This is a genomic window from Nesterenkonia sp. PF2B19 (assembly GCF_001758425.2).
GTDB lineage: Bacteria > Actinomycetota > Actinomycetes > Actinomycetales > Micrococcaceae > Nesterenkonia > Nesterenkonia aethiopica.
Window position 1 is genome coordinate 1 of the sequence record NZ_MDSS02000001.1, and the last position, 18,185, is coordinate 18,185.

At 68.9% G+C, this 18,185-nt stretch carries 16 protein-coding genes, 1 tRNA gene and 3 pseudogenes; 18 read left to right on the plus strand and 2 right to left on the minus strand.

The window, feature by feature from the left end; all coding sequences use genetic code 11:
• The 12 genes and pseudogenes from BCY76_RS17875 to BCY76_RS00060 form a co-directional block, all read left to right on the plus strand.
• A pseudogene (locus BCY76_RS17875) lies at positions 1 to 584 on the plus strand (hypothetical protein); the annotation flags it as partial.
• 244 nt (positions 585 to 828) lie between these two features.
• A complete protein-coding gene (gene rplU / locus BCY76_RS00010; RefSeq protein WP_070158809.1) occupies positions 829 to 1,137 on the plus strand; it encodes a 50S ribosomal protein L21 in 309 nt (102 codons plus the stop codon).
• A 64-nt stretch (positions 1,138 to 1,201) separates the two neighbouring features.
• The gene (gene rpmA, locus BCY76_RS00015; RefSeq protein ID WP_070158810.1) at positions 1,202 to 1,459 is read left to right on the plus strand and encodes a 50S ribosomal protein L27; all 258 of its coding nucleotides are present in this window, start codon (positions 1,202 to 1,204) and stop codon (positions 1,457 to 1,459) included.
• A gap of 154 nt (positions 1,460 to 1,613) precedes the next feature.
• Positions 1,614 to 3,272 carry a GTPase ObgE gene (gene obgE, locus BCY76_RS00020; protein WP_085437016.1) on the plus strand — a complete coding sequence of 553 codons (1,659 nt, stop codon included), beginning with the start codon at positions 1,614 to 1,616 and terminating at the stop codon, positions 3,270 to 3,272.
• Positions 3,269 to 4,425 (plus strand): annotated as a pseudogene (proB, locus tag BCY76_RS00025) (glutamate 5-kinase). Before obgE ends, proB begins: the two are co-directional and overlap by 4 nt.
• Positions 4,426 to 4,525: 100 nt before the next feature.
• Positions 4,526 to 5,982, plus strand: a pseudogene (locus BCY76_RS00030) (glutamate-5-semialdehyde dehydrogenase).
• A 100-nt stretch (positions 5,983 to 6,082) separates the two neighbouring features.
• Entirely contained in the window at positions 6,083 to 7,519 is a 1,437-nt protein-coding gene (locus BCY76_RS00035) for a mechanosensitive ion channel (RefSeq protein WP_085437017.1), read from the plus strand.
• Between the two features lie 138 nt (positions 7,520 to 7,657).
• Positions 7,658 to 7,843, plus strand: a complete 186-nt coding sequence (locus BCY76_RS00040) for a hypothetical protein (RefSeq protein ID WP_070161602.1) — start codon at positions 7,658 to 7,660, stop codon at positions 7,841 to 7,843.
• Between the two features lie 65 nt (positions 7,844 to 7,908).
• Entirely contained in the window at positions 7,909 to 8,595 is a 687-nt protein-coding gene (nadD, locus tag BCY76_RS00045) for a nicotinate-nucleotide adenylyltransferase (protein ID WP_070161606.1), read from the plus strand.
• Positions 8,592 to 9,932 (plus strand): hypothetical protein, encoded by a 1,341-nt coding sequence (locus tag BCY76_RS00050; protein WP_070161600.1) that lies wholly within the window; start codon positions 8,592 to 8,594, stop codon positions 9,930 to 9,932. Before nadD ends, BCY76_RS00050 begins: the two co-directional genes overlap by 4 nt.
• Positions 9,933 to 9,990: 58 nt before the next feature.
• Entirely contained in the window at positions 9,991 to 10,380 is a 390-nt protein-coding gene (gene rsfS / locus BCY76_RS00055; protein WP_070161598.1) for a ribosome silencing factor, read from the plus strand.
• A gap of 119 nt (positions 10,381 to 10,499) precedes the next feature.
• A tRNA-Ala gene (locus tag BCY76_RS00060) sits at positions 10,500 to 10,572 on the plus strand.
• A 91-nt stretch (positions 10,573 to 10,663) separates the two neighbouring features.
• Here the strand turns inward: BCY76_RS00060 and BCY76_RS00065 are convergent.
• The gene (locus BCY76_RS00065) at positions 10,664 to 11,428 is read right to left on the minus strand and encodes a TetR/AcrR family transcriptional regulator (protein WP_070161596.1); all 765 of its coding nucleotides are present in this window, start codon (positions 11,426 to 11,428) and stop codon (positions 10,664 to 10,666) included.
• A 103-nt stretch (positions 11,429 to 11,531) separates the two neighbouring features.
• Here BCY76_RS00065 and BCY76_RS00070 point away from each other — a divergent pair, with 103 nt between their 5' ends.
• From BCY76_RS00070 to BCY76_RS00085, 4 genes are all read left to right on the plus strand, one after another.
• Entirely contained in the window at positions 11,532 to 12,734 is a 1,203-nt protein-coding gene (locus BCY76_RS00070; protein WP_070161594.1) for a DUF418 domain-containing protein, read from the plus strand.
• A gap of 15 nt (positions 12,735 to 12,749) precedes the next feature.
• Positions 12,750 to 13,091, plus strand: coding sequence for a YdeI/OmpD-associated family protein (locus tag BCY76_RS00075; RefSeq protein WP_070161592.1), 342 nt, complete (start codon positions 12,750 to 12,752; stop codon positions 13,089 to 13,091).
• A gap of 45 nt (positions 13,092 to 13,136) precedes the next feature.
• Positions 13,137 to 13,571, plus strand: coding sequence for a VOC family protein (locus tag BCY76_RS00080; RefSeq protein WP_070161591.1), 435 nt, complete (start codon positions 13,137 to 13,139; stop codon positions 13,569 to 13,571).
• Between the two features lie 142 nt (positions 13,572 to 13,713).
• Positions 13,714 to 14,703, plus strand: a complete 990-nt coding sequence (locus tag BCY76_RS00085) for an aldo/keto reductase (RefSeq protein ID WP_070161589.1) — start codon at positions 13,714 to 13,716, stop codon at positions 14,701 to 14,703.
• Positions 14,704 to 14,722: 19 nt separating this feature from the next.
• Here the strand turns inward: BCY76_RS00085 and BCY76_RS00090 are convergent, their stop codons facing one another.
• A complete protein-coding gene (locus BCY76_RS00090; protein ID WP_170922525.1) occupies positions 14,723 to 16,321 on the minus strand; it encodes an FGGY family carbohydrate kinase in 1,599 nt (532 codons plus the stop codon).
• A 128-nt stretch (positions 16,322 to 16,449) separates the two neighbouring features.
• On the opposite strand from BCY76_RS00090, the gene BCY76_RS00095 reads away from it, so the two are divergent.
• Positions 16,450 to 17,706 (plus strand): D-arabinono-1,4-lactone oxidase, encoded by a 1,257-nt coding sequence (locus BCY76_RS00095; RefSeq protein WP_070161585.1) that lies wholly within the window; start codon positions 16,450 to 16,452, stop codon positions 17,704 to 17,706.
• A complete protein-coding gene (locus BCY76_RS00100) occupies positions 17,703 to 18,107 on the plus strand; it encodes a sensory rhodopsin transducer (protein WP_070161583.1) in 405 nt (134 codons plus the stop codon). Before BCY76_RS00095 ends, BCY76_RS00100 begins: the two co-directional genes overlap by 4 nt.
• Positions 18,108 to 18,185 lie beyond the last annotated feature (78 nt).

Consider the following 18,185-nt stretch of genomic DNA (forward strand, 5'->3'; position numbering starts at 1 on the left):
GCCTCGCGGCCGCCGGGCAGGATCAGGCCGCACACGGCCACGGCGGGCAGGACGACCAGAAGCCGCAGGAGGTCGCCGGCGGCGGAGACACCCCGGTGCTGACGATCGGCGGCGAGCCGGTCCCGGTGCCTCGAGGGGGCGAGGAGATCGCGGCCCCGTCGTCCGACGAGCGTGCCGCCACGGTCTCGCTGGATTCGCTGGACGAGGCCCTGGCCTCCCGGTCCGAGGCGTCCTCGGCAGACGAGGGTCCCTCGCGGCGCACTGCCGACTCAGAGGCCTCCGGCCGCCCTCGGGGGCGCCGGCGTCGCCGAGCCGCAGGCTCCGCTCAGGGTGCCGCCGGTGAGGTGCAGGAGGTCTCGGCCGAGGTCACCGGGCCGAGTCGGACGTTCAGCAGCACCGAAGCGGGGTCCGCTGACTCCGCGGATGCGCAGGCCGGCTCGGGATCCCGGGGCGGGCCGGCCGGTTCAGGAGCCGGTGAGCCGGTGATGCTCGGCGTGGGTGTCAGCGCGGAGGAGATCAGCCAGATCTCCTCCGACGGCGGCTCGGAGTCGGAGACCGAGAACGGTGACGCGCCCTCGACATGATCGGCGTGTCGGAGGGGCCGCTCAGTTGCTGCTGGGCGGTTCTTCCCGTAAAGTAGATCCCTGGTGTCATCGGCACCAGCACGTCTTCTGTGCTCGGAGATGAACGAGTAGACCGCCAGTCAGACGATCCGCATTCCTGAGATGCTCAGGCGTGATGCGAATCCCGCCTGACCGTGGTCGAGTCCTCGTGTCCGACCAGATCAGGAATTTGTCCATATTTGTCATCGAGAGAAGTGAGTCCCAAGTGGTGTACGCGATTGTCCGCGCTGGCGGCCGCCAGGAGAAGGTTTCCGTCGGAGACCTCGTGACCCTTGACCGCGTCCCCGCCGAGGCAGGCAGCACCATTGAGCTGCCGGCAGTGATGCTGGTGGACGGGGACAAGGTCACCACCGCAGCCGACGACCTCGCCAAGGTCACGGTCACTGCCGAGGTTCTGGAGAACGTCCGCGGCAAGAAGGTGGTCATTCACAAGTTCAAGAACAAGACCGGCTATCACAAGCGCCAGGGTCACCGTTCTGAGCTGACCCGCGTGAAGGTCACCTCCATCGCCTGAGCGGCGAGACGACGCACGCTCATCCCGTTCCACACAACCATCCAGCTGAGAGGCAGGCAGACCTATGGCACACAAGAAGGGTGCGAGCTCGACTCGCAACGGCCGTGACTCGAACGCACAGCGCCTCGGCGTGAAGCGTTTCGGCGGCCAGACCGTCAACGCCGGTGAGATCCTGGTGCGCCAGCGCGGCACCAAGTTCCACCCCGGCACCAACGTCGGGCGCGGCGGGGACGACACCCTGTTCGCCCTGGCCGACGGCGCCGTGGAGTTCGGCAGCCGCCGCGGCCGCAAGGTCGTCAACATCGTCCCAGCCGCACAGTGAGTGCGGCGCCGGGCTGAGCTGGGCGCCTTGCGCCCTGCGGGCCCGGACGACTGACTGACAGCAGATCGAGGACGGGCCATCACGGTCCGTCCTCGATCTGTCTTAACAGCCGGAGATGAGACCGGCCCATCGGCCCCTGAGAAGGAGCATCACCATGGCACACTTCGTCGATCGCGTCGTGCTGCACGCCGCAGGCGGTGACGGCGGGCACGGCTGCGTGTCCGTCCACCGGGAGAAGTTCAAGCCGTTGGGCGGCCCGGACGGGGCCGACGGCGGCGACGGCGGCGACGTCGTGCTCGTCGTCGACCCGCAGACCACGACGCTCCTGGACTACCACCACCGGCCGCATCGTCGGGCGGAGAACGGCGGCGTCGGCCAGGGCGGACTGCGTCACGGGCGCCGCGGAGCGACTCTGGAGCTGCCGGTGCCCGACGGCACAGTGGTGAAGGATCGCGACGGCACTGTGCTGGCGGACCTCGTCGGCGCCGGGGCTCGGCACACGATCGCCGACGGCGGACAGGGGGGCCTCGGGAACGCCGCGCTGGCCTCCAAGAAGCGCAAGGCCCCCGGCTTCGCGCTGCTCGGAACCCCCGGCGAGGAGCGCGAGGTCGTCCTCGAGCTGAAGACCGTCGCCGATGTCGCCCTGGTCGGGTTCCCCTCGGCGGGCAAGTCGAGTCTGATCGCTGCGATGAGCGCGGCCCGCCCGAAGATCGCGGACTACCCCTTCACGACCCTGGTGCCGAACCTCGGTGTGGTGCAGGCGGGTGAGACGAGGTTCACCGTCGCCGACGTGCCCGGCCTCATCCCCGGCGCGGCGCAGGGCCGGGGTCTGGGACACGAGTTCCTGCGGCACGTCGAGCGCTGCGCGGCACTGGTGCACGTGTTGGACTGCGCCTCCCTGGAGACCGACCGTGACCCGCTGAGCGACTTCGAGGCGATCGAGGCGGAGCTCGCGGCCTACGCGCCCGACGCCGTCGTCGATGCCTCCGGGCACACGGGCGAGGCCGCGATCCCGCTGAATGAGCGTCCGCGTCTGGTGGCGCTGAACAAGACCGACCTGCCGGATGGGGAGGCGATGGCGGACATGGTCCGCGAGGAGCTGGAATCCCGCGGTCTCCGGGTCTTCGACGTCTCCGCGCTGAACCGGTCCGGGCTGCGGGCGATGGGCTTCGCCATGGCCGAGATCGTGGAGGAGGCCCGCCGCCAGCGGGAGGCGCCCTCCGCTCCCGTGCAGGTCACGGTCCGACCGAAGGCGGTGGACTCGAAGCCGTTCACCATCACCCGCGAGGAGAAGGGCGGAGAGCCGCTCTTCCGGGTGCGTGGGGCCAAGCCCGAGCGCTGGATCCAGCAGACCGACTTCAACAATGACGAGGCGGTGGGCTATCTGGCCGACCGCCTGGCGAAGCTCGGCATCGAGGACGAGCTCTTCCGCCAGGGAGCGACTCCCGGAGACGCCGTGGTCGTCGGGGGAGAGGACGGCGTGGTCTTCGACTGGGAGCCGACGATGGTCGGTGGAGCCGAGCATCTGGCTGGACCCCGGGGGAGTGACCTCCGCTTCGAGGATACGAACCGTCCCACCCGGGAGCAGAAGCGTGCCGAGCAGCAGGCCCGCCGTGACGCCAAGGCCGCGGTGCGGGCCGAGATGGAGGCCCAGTACGCCCACTGGGATGCTGAGGAGGACGAAGGCGCCGGTGGGGACGAGGACGAGGTGGAGGTCGTCTACACCCACGGCGATCCTGAGGAGGACCTGCGCATCGAGCACGGTGGACGCTCTGCGGAGGAGGCGGAGGAGACGGGGGAGGGCCGTCGATGAGCACTCCTCGCCTCACCCAGTCTGTCATCACCGAGCGTTCCGAGATCACCCGCGCCCGACGGCTCGTGGTCAAGGTGGGTTCCTCCTCGCTGACGACCCTCGACGGCGGGATCTCCGTGGACGCGCTGAACCGCCTGGTGGACGCGCTGCAGCTGCTGCGTTCCCGAGGGACGCAGATCGTGCTGGTCTCCTCCGGCGCGATCGCGGCCGGACTGGCCCCGTTGGGACTGGAGCGTCGGCCCCATGACCTGGCCACGCAGCAGGCCGCGGCCGCCGTGGGACAGGGGCTGCTGCTGGCCCACTACAACCGGGCGTTCGCCACATACCGAACCACGGTCTCGCAGGTGCTGCTGACGGTGGAGGACCTGATCAGGCGCACCCACTACACCAATGCCCTGCGGGCGATCGAGAAGCTGCTGAGCCTCGGATCGGTGCCGATCGTCAATGAGAACGACGCGGTGGCCACCCATGAGATCCGTTTCGGAGACAACGATCGCCTCGCGGCGCTGACGGCGAACCTGATCCGCGCCGACGGCCTTGTGCTCCTCTCCGACGTCGACGCCCTCTACGACGGGCCTCCGGAGCAGGGCGGACGCCCTGTGCCCACCGTGCGGGGCCCGAGGATCTGGAGGGGGTGACGCTGGGCCGACGCGGCAAGGCCGGCGTCGGCACCGGAGGCATGGTCACCAAGGTCGAGGCTGCGCAGATCACAGCCGGCAACGGCATCCCGGCGATGCTGACCTCTGCGGCGCAGGCTCCGCGGCTCTTCGCCGGCGAGGATGTGGGCACCTATTTCGTGGCCCAGGGCCGCCGCCGCGGTGCGCGTTCGGCCTGGCTGGCGCATCTGGCCCACGTCAAGGGACGCCTGACCATCGACGACGGTGCTGTCGCCGCCGTCGTGGACGGGCGACGCTCACTGCTGCCGGCGGGGATCCTGCGGGTCAGCGGCGAGTTCGAAGCCTCAGACCCAGTGGAGATCGCCGACCCGCGAGGCGTGGTGCGTGCCCGCGGACTGGTGGGATATGCCTCCACGGAGCTGCCCGGCATGCTGGGACGCTCCACGGCGGACCTGGGCCGGGACATGGGAACCGACTACGAGCGACCGGTGGTCCACACCGATGACATGGTGCGCGTGCCGGTGCTGGGTGGATGACACTGCTGAGAGGACGATCCCCGACGGCGACGGCAGGACCGACCGCCGCATGTGACGCCCGGGGGTGGTCCCCGGGACGACGAGGACTAGGCTGGAGAGCATGAGCGAGAAGCAGAGCACGGAGCAGCAGAGCACGGAGCAGCAGAGCACCGAGAAGCTGACCACCGAGCAGGACGCGGGCCGGGAGTTCGAGGGCGAGACGACCCGGACCGAGGACCAGGACCTGCCAGGAGCGATCCGGGAGCTGTCCGAGCGTGCCCGTGCGGCGTCGAGACGCCTCGCTCAGCTGGATCGGGAGCGGAAGGACCGGACGCTGGCTGCTGTGGCCCAGGGGCTGCGTGAGTCGCGGGCCGCCCTCATCGAGGCGAACCAGAAGGACCTGGATCGCGGTCGGGAGTCGGGGCTGAGCCGTGCCCTGCTGGACCGGCTGGCCCTCGACGAGGCACGCATCGAACAGCTGGCCGCCGCCGTGGAGGAGATCATCGCCCTCGACGACCCTGTGGGTCGCGTCGTGCAGGGTCGCACGTTGCCCAACGGCCTGCGACTGAGTCAGGTGACGGTTCCGCTGGGCGTCATCGGGGTCATCTACGAGGCCCGCCCCAATGTGACGGTCGACATCGCCGCGTTGGCGCTGAAGTCCGGCAACGCGGCGCTCCTGCGCGGCGGCTCGGCGGCGCAGAGCACCAATGAGACGCTGCTGGCCGTGATCCGGGACGCCTGCGGGCCACGGCGGCGCCGGTGGACGCTGTGCTGAGCATCGATGCGCACGGACGAGACGGCGCGACCGAGCTGATGACGCAGGTCGGCTCGGTGGACGTGCTGATTCCGCGCGGAGGCCGGGAACTGATCCAGCATGTCGTGCGCACCTCCCGTGTGCCGGTCATCGAGACCGGTGAGGGCAACGTCCACGTGTTCGTCGATGCCAGCGCCGACCCGTCGATGGCTCGAGACATCGTGGTCAACGCCAAGGCGCATCGGCCCAGCGTGTGCAATGCCGCGGAGACCCTGCTGCTGCATCGGGATGCGGAGGCCGCCGGCCGTGAGGTGCTGCGCGGTCTGCTCCGTGCCGGCGTGGATCTGCATCTGGACCCCCGAGCCCAGGAGTGGCTGCCGGTTCAGGAGCCGGAAGATCCGGCGCGCAGCGGCGTCGAAGGCCAGGTCCTGGAGCTGACGGACGAGGACTTCGCCACGGAGTACCTGGATCTGCAGATGGCTGTGGGCGTCGTCGACTCCCTGGAGGAGGCGATCGAACACATCGGCCGGTGGAGCACCGGACACACCGAGGCGATCATCACGGATTCGGTGGCCCATGCGGACCGGTTTGTGGCGGAGATCGACGCGGCGGCGGTCGTGGTCAACGCGTCGACCCGGTTCACCGACGGCGGAGAGTTCGGCCTGGGGGCCGAGGTGGGGATCTCGACGCAGAAGATGCATGCCCGCGGCCCCATGGGCATGGGCGAGCTGACCACCACCAAATGGATCGTTCGCGGTGAAGGTCAGGTGCGTGGGGCCCGTGCCGAGAGCTCCGCGTTCCCGGGATCCTGCCCGGGGGACTGACGCGCTGACGGTAGACGCCTGCCAGGGCCTTCGGTAGCGTATGTGATGTCGGCCACTCCTTCGCGAGCGGCTGACCACCGCAGACGACGAAGGAGTCATCATGAACCTGGGCGACTACGACTGGCTGGGGCTGGTCGAGAAGGTCGTCATAGCTCTGGTCATCCTTCTGGTCACATGGATCGTGGCCAAGGTAGTCCGATGGGCTGTGGCGAAACTGGTCAGAAGCGTTCCTCTCCTGCAGCGTGGAGGTGATGGCGGCCAGTCCTTGGGCGAGGGGCTCGGCCAGATCGCCTCATTGCTGATCTGGCTGTTCGGCCTGGTGGCGGTCCTGCAGGTGTTCGCCCTGGAACAGGTCCTCACCCCGGTGCAGGAGCTGCTGCAGGTCTCTCTGGGCTTCCTGCCCAACATCATCGCCGCCGGTGTGATCTTCTTCATCGGTGTGGTGATCGCCCGCCTCGTCAAGCAGCTCATCGAGGCGACGGTCGGCAGGGTGAACTTCCACGGGCTGGCGAACCGGGCCAGGTCTGCCGCTGACCGCACCAGTGAGGCGGCAGGGGCTCCGGGTACGGCGGCACCCGCGGGGCAGAGCGGTCCACCGCCTGGCCAGGCGCCGGGTGGCGCCTCAGCCGAGGCCGTCGACGTCAATCGCAGGATCACCTCGACGATCGCCAACATCGTGTTCGCGATCATCGTCATCGTGGTCGGCATCGCCGCTCTGCAGGTACTGGGCATCTCGGCGATCTCGGAGCCTGCCACCGCGATGCTCGACATGATCCTCAACGCCATCCCGGCGATCATCGCCGCAGCGCTGATCCTCGGCGTCGGCGTCCTGATCGCGAAGTTCATCGGAGGCCTGCTCGAGTCGACCTTGGGCAGCATCGGCACCGACCGGTTCGCCGCCACCTTGGGCGTCGAGCCGCAGCAGTCCAGTGTCTCGTCGATCCTCGCGAAGATCGGGCAGGTCGCGATCGTTCTCTTCTTCGCCATCATGGCGGCCAGGGCTCTGAACTTCCCGGAGATCACGCTGATCCTCAACGAAGTCCTGGCGCTCGGCGGCCGGGTCCTCTTCGGCGCGATCATCATCGGAGTCGGCTTCTTCATCGCCAACCTCCTGGCCCGCACCGTGGGAGGCGGGACCGCGAGCACGATCATCCGCTACGGCACGCTCGCGCTGTTCGTGGCGATGGGTCTGCAGTACATGGGGATCGCGGACTCGATCATCAATCTGGCCTTCGGCGCCGTCGTCGTCGGAGGGGCTCTGGCCGCGGCCCTGGCCTTCGGCCTGGGAGGCCGGGACACGGCGGCCCGCACCCTGAAGAGGCTCGAGGACAACAGGGCGAGCACGTCGACGCCGGCTACCGCGAGTGCCGACGCCACCCGACGGACGGGCGGCGCAGCCCAGGCCGGCGGCGGAACAGGGTCGACGGGCGGAACAGGGTCGACCGGACGCCCTGCGACGCCGCCGCAGTCGCCCCCGAGGACGCCCCCGCAGTCGCCTCCGGGGACTCCACCGTCCGCGCCGCCGCAGGCTCCATGAGGCTGCCGCTGACGCGAGCCTGACAAGGGGTCGGTTCGACCTGTCGGCGCATCGGATCGCTCCGGTGCGCCGACAGGCGAGTCGGCCCCGTCTTCGCGTAGACTTGCGGTGTTCTGAATCGTCCGTAGAGGGAGAGGCATGCTCAACCTGCCGTTCGCCGCCGAGATGCTGGCCGCCGAGGCTGAAGAGGAGATCGCCCTCTTCATGCCCGCCGAGTGGTTCGGCATCATCATGTTCATCGTGCTGATGCTGCTCCTGCTGATCACCGTCGGATTCTCCAGCAAGAGCAAGAGCCCCGCCGCCCGGGAGCACGAGGACCACTGAACGCAGTGCCTCCACAGTCCGCCGCCACCTCCGACCCCGGACGCCGCAGGATGCGGCTCGGGCTCATGGGTGGGACCTTCGACCCCATCCACCACGGTCACCTGGTGGCTGCCAGCGAAGTCGCCAGCGAGTTCGAGCTCGACGAGGTCATCTTCGTCCCGACCGGCCAGCCTTGGCAGAAGGCGGAACGTGATGTCACCGCACCGGAGCACCGGTACCTGCTCACTGTGATCGCCACGGCGGCCAACCCCCGGTTCACCGTGTCGCGGGTGGACATCGATCGCGGAGGACCGACCTTCACGATCGACACGCTCCGGGATTTCCGCCACCTCTATCCCGAGGCGGATCTGTTCTTCATCACCGGGGCGGATGCGATGGCACAGATCATGTCCTGGAAGGACGTCGACGAGCTGTGGGAGCTGGCACACTTCGTGTCCGTCACTCGGCCTGGCTACGTCTCCGAGGACTTCGGGCGCACCGATCACATCTCGCTCATGGAGATCCCGGCGATGGCGATCTCCTCCACCGACTGCCGAGAACGGGTCCGGGACGGCAAACCGGTCTGGTATCTGGTGCCGGACGGGGTGGTGCAGTACATCGCGAAGCACAGGCTGTACCAGGATCTCTCCAGTGCAGACGAGTCGTCTGTCACGTCCGGCGAGGCGGCCACGGGCGAGGACGACTCCCGGCATAGCATGGACGAAATCCCGCAACCCCGGACGACACACAGTCCGCAGGAGGCTACGACATGAGTGCAGAGAACCCCGAGCAGGGCGACGGCGGCGATCTCCGCGCCCGCTATCTGCCCGTGTCCCGGAAGGAGCTGCGCCGTCGTCGTGAGGCTGAGCTGGCCGCCCAGCAGGCCGACGGGCGTCCCTCGGGGACCCAGGACGGCGGCTCCGTCGACACGCCTTCTGACGAAGATTCTCAGCCGACGCCCCCGGCTGGGCCGGTCTCTGCCGCCGTCGTGCTCGACGAACAGACCCAGACGGCGAGCACGCCCGTGGTGAGTCCCCACGACCAGGCAGACGCCGCGGTGCTCGATGCTGACGATGACGAGGCGGTTGCCGGCAGCGAGGATGCCGCCGGTGAGGACGGCGCGGCTGACGACAGTCAGGGCGTCGAGGACGTTGCGGCAGAGGTCACCGACGTGACGTTGCCGGCGGTTCGGGAGGAAGACGCAGCCCACGACCTGGCCGACAGCGAGGACCTGGCGGACAGCGAGGGCCTGGTGGATGTGGATGCCGCGGAGACCGGAACTCTTGAGGTGGTCCCCGTTCCCCCTTCCGAGGACGGCGACCAGGCTGAGGCATCGGACGCCGACGATCTCGACGATGACGACGGCGATGACGACGACGGGGATGACGACGGCGATGACTTCGACGGCGACGATCTCGAGGACGCCGACGACGTCGGCCTCGGAGCCGGCGACCCCGGCGGTGAGACGGCCGACGCGGGTCTGCCTGAGGACGAGGCAGATGATGCCGACGACGTGGACGACGACGCAGATGACGCGGACGACGACGAGGCGGACGGCGGGGAGGACTCCGAGGATTCGACGGAGGAGACGGCACCCGTGCCCGCGTCGCGCAAGGCACGGCGCCTGCTGAGAGAGACCGGCAGCCTCCAGGCGCTGACCGATGACAAGCTGCAGGAGATCGACCAGCTGACGGCAGCGATCGCGACGCAGTCGTCCCAGGACCCGCATCGGGTGGATCCTGAGCTGCTGAAGAAGCAGCAGGCACTCGCTGCCAAGGCCATGCAGGCCAACCAGGAGCGCCGTCGTCGGGAGATCGAGGAGGAGGAGCGTGACCGCCGACGTCGTCGTCGGGAGCGGCCTGAGTCTGAGGTCATCACTCGCAAGGCGCTCCGCGCCTACGCCACCTCGGACGACCAGGAGTACGTGGACGTCCCCACCGGGGAGATCGACCCGATCGAGGCCAGTGGCGCCCACGGCCTCGAACTTGACGACATGGTGGAACAGACCACCCGGCAGGCCTCCCGGCAGGCCCTGCTTCTCTGGCTGGTGATCATCCTGGCAGCATTGCTGCTGATCGCCGTCGGCGTCGTCCTGTTCACCGTTCTCTGACACGACCACACCACACTTCGGCGGGGATCTGCCGACAACTGAGGAGCTTCGACTCGACGTGACCATCTCTGATGCGGTCCTGACCGAACTGCGCACAGCCGCCGCCGCGGCTGCGGACAAGCTTGCCACAGACATCGTGGGCCTCGACGTGGGGGAGAGGCTGGGCATCACCGACGCCTTCCTCCTCTGCTCGGCGCCGTCAGAGCGTCAGATCGGGTCGATCGTGGATGAGATCGAGCGTCAGCTGCGTGAGCAGCACGACTCCGCGCCGCTGCGCCGGGAGGGACGGGGGTCCGGCACGTGGGTGCTTCTCGACTATGGGCATCTCGTGGTCCATGTGCAGCACGAAGAGGAGCGCGTCCTGTACGGGCTGGATCGTCTCTACGCGGATGTGGACCGGGTGGATCTGCACCTGCCAGAGGCCGGACCAGCCGCAGCGGGCGAGTGATCGCCCCAGGTCAGGAGCCGATGGCGATGTGGCGAGCGCCACGTCATCCCGATTTGCATCGGCACTGGGCGGATGAGTAAAGTATAGGAGTCGCCACGGCGGCGGAGAGAAAAACATACGGGGGTATGGCGCAGCTGGTAGCGCGTCTGCATGGCATGCAGAAGGTCACGGGTTCGAGTCCCGTTACCTCCACCGATAGATGAATTACCCAGAGATGCCTCGTCAGATGACGGGGCATTTCTGCGTCTGGAGATGATCCGCTCCCAGAGGGGCGCAGGCGGGCTCACCCCGCGGCGGCGCTCGCCTCCTCGATCCGCACCTCAAGTCCGTCGAGCACCAGGTCGAGGCCGTGGATGAACTCTCTCCTCTCGGTGACCTGCGTCGGCTCGTCCGTCTCGGGGAAGACGCTCGAGGCGAGCATCTCGGCCACCTGGGGGAAGCGGTCCGCTGTGACGAGCTGCGTCAGCGCCGACCCGTACTCGTGCTCGGCCTCAGCCTGGGCCTGACCTGCGGGGCGGCCGTCGTGGAGGTCCTGCATGAGCAGGATGGACTGCCGCACGAAACCGCTGAGCAGAGTGATCGCGCGGATCTTCTCGCGCCACGTCAGCCGGGTCGCGGCCAGGGGTTCGAGGCCACGTTCCAGCCAGGCGATCTGATGCGGGCCTGAGGGCGCGCGATGCACCGGGATCCGAGGGATCCATGGGCGCCGGACGTACAGGTCCCAGAGGTCAAGCGCCCATTGGCGCAGGCCGGGGCGCCATCCGGCAGGGGGTGCCGACGTGCCGGGCAGTTCGCTCGCGGCATCCATCATCAGGTGGAGCAGATCCTCTTTGGAGCCGATGTGCCGGTACAGCGACATGGCCGTGACGCCCAGCTGGTCGGAGATGCGGGGCAGAGTCACGGCATCCAGGCCTGACGTGTCAGCCAGCTCCACCGCCGTCGTGATCACCGTCTCGAGATCCAGTCTCGGCTTGCGTCCCTGGCGCGCCTGGCTCGCAGGGAGCCGCCACTGGCGGCGCATGAGGTCAGGCACGGTGCTGTCGTTCATGGTCCCGATCCGGTGGCTGGTCCGCCCGATGGCTTCGGGCGCGTCCCAGGATACCTGAGGCCATTTAGTATACGAGATATAGTTTAGCTGTTATAGTTCCCGCATGGCCCCAGAATCTCCCCAGACGGCGCGCAGCGCCACACACCAGAGGCTGCATGACGTCGACGCCCTGCGCGGCTTCGCCCTGCTCGGCATCTTCGTCGTCAACATCACCTTCATGGCATCGGCCTACTCGGGGAACCTGGTGGACGACCCGTCGTTCTCGTCGCCGGTCGACCACATCGCACGCTTCCTCGTCGCGGTGCTGTTCTCGATGAAGTTCTACCTCCTGTTCTCCTTCCTCTTCGGCTACAGCTTCGTCCTCCAGATGGAGGCGTCCCGACGAGCGGGGAAGGCCTTCGTCCCGCGGATGCTGCGCAGGATCCTCGGCCTCTTCCTGCTCGGGGTCGGGCATATCGTGGTGCTGTACGGCGGAGATGTGCTGACCACATACGCCGTGGTGGGTCTGATCCTGGTGGCCATGCACCGCGTGAGAGACGTCGTCGCGCTCCGCGCCGCCGGGGCGATCTACGCCTTCGTGCTGCTGTCCCTGATCATGAGTGCTCTGTTCATCGATCGCTCGACGTTCATGCCCGAAGAGGCTCAGCGGTTGACCATCGCCGCGGAGCAGACTCAGCTCCTGCTGGGCGGTCCCGCCGACGTTGTGGCGCACCACCTCAGCGGACTCGATCTGCTGGTGGTGCAGGCGGCATCACTCCAGGGACCCACTGCCCTGGCGATGTTCCTCCTCGGGATGGTCGCGGCACGGCGCGGCCTGTTCACCGCGCTGAGCGAACGCCCTCGTCTGCTGCGGCAGGCCCAGGTCGTCGGTTTCCCGGTGGGCCTCGGCGGAGGCATCGTCTACGCCCTCTTGGGCGCCGACAGCAACACAGTCGCCGTCGCCGTGAGCGTCGCGACGGCGCCGTTCCTGACCGCCGCCTACGTGTCGACCCTGGTGCAGCTCATGCACCGGGCGGCCTGGATCCGCGAGGCGTTCGCACCGGTCGGTCGGATCGCGCTGTCGAACTATCTGGCGCAGTCGGTGGTCGGCGTCCTCCTGTTCACCGGAGTCGGACTCGGGCTGGCCGGCCGAGTGTCGCCGCCGCTGCTGATCCTGACGGCCTGCATCGTGTTCGCCGGGTCCGTCGTGGCGAGCCGATGGTGGCTGCGGCGCCACCGATACGGACCCGCGGAGCATCTTCTTCGCTGGTTCACGAACTGGAGCCGCCCGAGCAGTCCGCGAGCGACCAGACCGCTGACACGCTGAAGGAGCCGTTCCGTCATGGATGTGATCACCGCGAAGACCACGGGCGAATGGGAGCGCTGGCTCGAGGCCCATCATGACACCGCACCGGAGGTGTGGATCCTGATCGGCAAGCGGGCCTCCGGCATCCCCTCGATCCAGCCGGAGGAGGCGACCGAAGCGGCCCTGTGCTTCGGATGGATCGACAGTCACCGGCGCGCCGTCGACGACAAGACTTATCTGCAGCGCTACTCGCCCCGTCGTCGTGGAAGCCGTTGGTCATCGCGCAACGTCGCCCTGGCGGAGAGACTCATCGCTGAGGACCGCATGCGGCCAGCAGGGCTGGTCGAGTACCAGAAGAGGAGGCCGCCCGATCCCTGAACGCCTCGGAGAGCCGCGGCCCCACAGACGACCGAAAGGAACACCATGCTCCACGGATTCACCACCATCACCTTCTACGTCGACGACGTCGCAGGCGCCGCGAGCTGGTACCGAGAAGTGCTGGGCATCGAGCCCTATTTCGTCCGACCGTCGAGGGAGGACCCGGCCTACGTGGAATTTCGGGTCGGCGACCAGGATGCCGAACTTGGCCTGATCAGCAGTCAGTACCGTCCCGGAGGTCATGGAGAGGCCCGTCCAGCGGGAGCGGTCATGTACTGGCATGTGGATGATGTCTCCGGCGCGGTCGGGCGCCTCCTCGAGCTCGGCGCCACGGAGCTCGAACCTCCGACGCCACGGGGCACCGAAGGGTGGGAGACCGCCCAGGTGGCCGACCCGTTCGGCAACATCCTCGGCCTCATGTACAGTCCACACTTCCTCGAGCTGCGGGATCGCCGAGCAGCCGAGAGCTCGCGGGACTGACCTTCAGGCATCGGCTCCTCGGCTGCTCGCAGGGACCGTGGCGTGTGACGACCGGATTATGTCCTGCGGAAGGACTAGAGTTGACCTCGGCGGCCGGATCGATCGCGCCGCCACATGTCGTCGACACCGCACAGGAGCACACGTGGACCACAGGATTCTGGGCAGGACTCGTCGGGAGGTCTCAGCCATCGGCCTGGGGACTTGGCAGCTGGGAGCGGACTGGGGCGATGTGGAGGACTCCGCCGCCCTGGCCGTCCTGGATGAGGCCGCCGAGTCCGGGGTGACCTTCTTCGACACTGCAGACGTCTACGGGGACGGGCGCAGCGAGACCCTCATCGGGCGCTGGCTCCAGCAGAATCCGGCATGGGACGGAACCGTCGCCACGAAGATGATCCGCAGGGCGCCTGAGCCCGACCTCGCTCACGCCACCTACGACAACTTCCGTGCATGGACGGACCGTTCCCGCCGCAACCTCGGAGTGGACACCCTGGACCTGGTCCAGCTGCACTGTCCCACCAGCGACGTCATCGCCTCCGATGCGGTCTATGAAGCCCTCGACCGCCTCGTCGAAGACGGTGCGATCGCTTCCTACGGCGTCAGCGTGGAGACCTGCCGGCAGGCCCTCGACGCGATCGCGCGGCCCCACGTGGCGACAGTGCAGATCATTCTCAACGCTTTCCGGCGCAAGCCCCTGGATGAGGTGCTGCCCGCCGCTCAGTCCGCCGGCGTCGGGATCATCGCTCGGGTTCCTCTGGCCAGTGGGCTCCTCAGCGGCCGCTACACCACCGAGACCGTCTTCGCGGAGAACGACCATCGCAGCTTCAACCGCGGCGGGGAGGCGTTCGACGTCGGGGAGACGTTCTCCGGGGTGGACTATGCGGCCGGCGTGGAAGCAGCCGCGACGTTCTCGGAGCTGGCCCGCGGCGTCGGCCTCGAGCCGGCGACCGCCGCGCTGGCCTGGGTCGCTCAGCAGGAGGGCGTGAGCACTGTGATCCCGGGTGCCCGTTCCACGGAGCAGGCTCGGGCCAATGCCGCCGCCGGAGAGGTCGAGCCGCTGTCTCAGGAGTTCCTGGACGCCGTCCGGGACCTCTACGACACGACGTTCCGGGAGGTCATCCACCCCCGCTGGTGACGGTGGCGGTGGGGCGGATTCAGCGTCTCCAGGCGGAGAACGTGCTCTCCAGCGCACCGTGGAGCTCTCGGTGCATCCGCCGCCGATGCTGATGCTCAGCCACCAGGGGAGAGGGGCGCGTCGGCACCTCCGACGATGTCGCCGCAGCGGCTCCTGCCGTGGGTGAGTCCTCCCCAGCGTCCTGAGCGGGGCGCGACTGGTCCGCCAGCGGTCGGATCTGGTGCCGATGGAGCACGGTCTCGGCCGCTGCGCGGGCCGCGTGGCGTGCCGCGGCGTCCTCGCCCCCGCGGACGTGCAGGACGTCCATTCCGGTGGCGTCCGCCAGGAGCTGTCGCCACACTCTGCTGGAGGCTCCTCCGCCCACCGTCGGCAACGTGGGTTGGCGCAGGTTCAGCTCGTCGACGCCGCAGGCCAGGGAATAGGCGACGCCACCGAGGACCGCCAGATAGAGGTCGACCGCGGTCGTCTCCGGAGTGATCCCCACGAACGCTCCGCGGGCCGCCGCGTCTCTGACCGGGTAGCGTTCCCCGGTCAGAGACGGCAGGCAGAGGGGGCGCGGCGCCAAGACGCCGAGTCGGGTGGCCGCAGCCTCGTCGGCCTCCTGCGGGGTGGCTCCCGCCAGGAGCTCTCGGCGCGCCCATTCGGCCACGGTCCCGGCAGACTGCACCGCCACGATCCTCAGGTCCGCGTCACCGGAGAGGGCCAGGCGATGTATGGGCGAAGCCGTGTCCGCCGGGCGTCCCACGTCGTGATCACCGGTGACGGCGGCGATCCACCCGGAGCCGCCCAGGGAGGCGTAACCCCGGCCGGGGGAGTCCCCGCTCACCCCGTCGGTCGAGGCGCCGGCGTCGCCCAGCCCCAGCACCACCGGTGTGTCCGCGGCCAGTCCGAGCTCGGCCGCGTCCTCGGAACGGAGGCGGCAGGCCACGCTGCCTGGCCCGACGAGAGAGGGGAGGAGGTCCGGCAGGCCTGCGGCCAGGCGCGCTGACCGGCTGCGGCTCTGCAGCGCCCGGAGTCCGCCGGTCCACCAGCGGCGGGACTTCAGCTCGAGCAGCCCTGTGGTGGAAGCGGTGGTGGGGTCGGTCAGCGCCGGCGCGCCGAGGCGGCGGGCGATGGCTGCGGCCGGCCCGAAGACGACGTCGGCGGCGGCCTCGAGGACATGGGGTCGGTGACGGTCCAGCCAGAGCAGCTTCGGCATCAGTCCGCTGGCGTCCTGGAGGCTGCCGCTGCGTGCCGCCCAGTCGGGAAGGTCCCCCGCCAGCTCGTCGAACTCCTCGTGGGCGCGGACGTCCGAGTAGAGGATCGCCGGGGCCACGGGCAGGCCTGCCGCATCGAGGAGGACCACGTCCTGCATCTGGCCGGTGAGGCCGATGGCGACGACGCGCTCGGCCAGGCCGGGGCGCGTCACGGCGGCGGCGATCACCGCGCGGAAGGCGTCCCACCAGTGCTCGGGATCCTGCTCCGTCATCACGTCCCCAGACGCGGACGGAGGGTGCGCAGTCGGGTAGTCCTCGCGGTGGGAGGACCGATGCCGACCCTGCTGATCGACCACCACGAGTTTCACTCCGGAGGTGCCGAAGTCCACTCCGACGATGAGGGCGTCCTGGAGGCTGTGCATCCGCATCAGCGTATCGGGTGGGAGGTGCGCACTGGAATCACCGGGCCGCGGGAGGCTGACCTGGGCGACCGCTGGTGGCTACGGTGGCGGCGGTGCCCCGTGCCGTCTGCCCAGCCGTCAGGAGATCCATGACTGAGCCCAGATTCACCAATTGGTCCGGCAGCGTGTCATGCAGCCCCGCCCGGTGGCTGCGCCCCGTCGGCGTGGACGAGTTGGCGGAGACCGTCGCCGAGACGGCGGCCCACGGGGGCACTGTGCGTCCTGTGGGATCCGGACATTCCTCCATGCCGCTGATGAGCACCGAGGACGTGCTCGTCAGCCTGGACGACTTCTCCGGGGTCTGCGGCGCCGACGTCGACTCGGGCCGGGCCACAGTGCTGCCGGGCACGGGGCTTGCCGAGCTCGGGGCGCAGCTGGCCGTACACGGAGTCGCGTTGGAGAACCTCGGTGATGTGGACTACCAGGCCATCGCGGGTGCCGTCGGGACGGGGACGCACGGTTCCGGCGTGCGGCTGGGCAACCTGTCCTCGACGGTGGTGGGCGGAGAGCTCATCGACGGTCGGGGAGAGGCCGTCGCCTTCGGCGAGGATGCCGGCGGCGACACCGACGACCCCCTGCTGCGAGCCGCTCAGGTCTCCCTCGGCGCCTTGGGGGTCCTCACCCGCCTGACCCTGCGCGTCGAACCTGCCTATCAGTTGCACCGGGTCAATGTGATGACGCACGTGGACTGGGTGCTGGAGAACTTCGACGCGCTCATCGCGGCGCACCGCAGCGTCGACTTCTACTGGTATCCGCGCAGCGATCTGGCCCAGGTGCGCATGCTGAACATCCCGGGCCATGAGCCGGACCCCGACCAGCCGGGGGCTGTCCCGGCCGGGACTGTGAAGACCGAGGAGACGGGGCCGTCCTACGAGATCATCCCGAATGCCCGCGATCTGCGGTTCGAGGAGATGGAGTACATGCTCCCGCTAGACGCGTCGTTGGAGGCGTTCCGGCGCGTTCGGGAGCGCGTGAAGGCCCGTCATCGGGCACGCGTGGGCTGGCGGATCCTGGTCCGGACGGTCGCACCGGACCGGGCGATGATCAGCAACGCGCAGCGACGCCCCACGATGACCATCGCTCTGCTGCAGAACGCCACGTTGGATCACCAGGCGTATTTCGCGGACATGGAGCCACTCCTGCGAGCCTTCGGAGGACGGCCCCACTGGGGGAAGAAGCATTCGCTCCGAGCCCCGGAGCTGCGAGAGCTCTATCCAGAATGGGAGGACTTCCTGGAGGTGCGAGACCGGATGGACCCGGAACGCGTCTTCCTCAACGACCATCTGGGAGAGATCTTCGGCGTGGAGACCCACGGAGGACGTCCTCGACGACAGGAGACAGGATGAGGCACTCACCCCCTGGAGGAGATGCCGCCGCAGGACCCGGCCACCGTCGGTGGGCGTTCTCCGCCGGGTGGATCCCGCCGGAGAGCACCGGGCACGAACCGGAGTTCACCAGCCGAGACGTGCTGTGTCTGCTCAACGCCGAGGCGGCTGACGCCTGTGTGGAGGTCACGGTCCACCACGCCGCACGCGAGCCGGTGGGGCCCTACCGGATCAGGGTGGGCGCCGGCCGGGTCACCCATGTGCGGATCAATGACCTCATCGACCCCGAGGCCGTCCCGCTGGGGGAGCCTTATGGCCTCTGCCTGGTGAGCGACGTTCCGGTGGTCGCCCAGCTGGCGCATCTCGACAGCCGCAGGGGCGGTCTGAGCACGGCGGTGACCACCGGAGTCCCTGGCGACTGAGGTCTGGCCGCTTCGACGGGCTCCGGTGCGGGCACGTGCCCGCCGAGCTCGCCTGCGCCGCGGCCGAGGCGAGTCGTC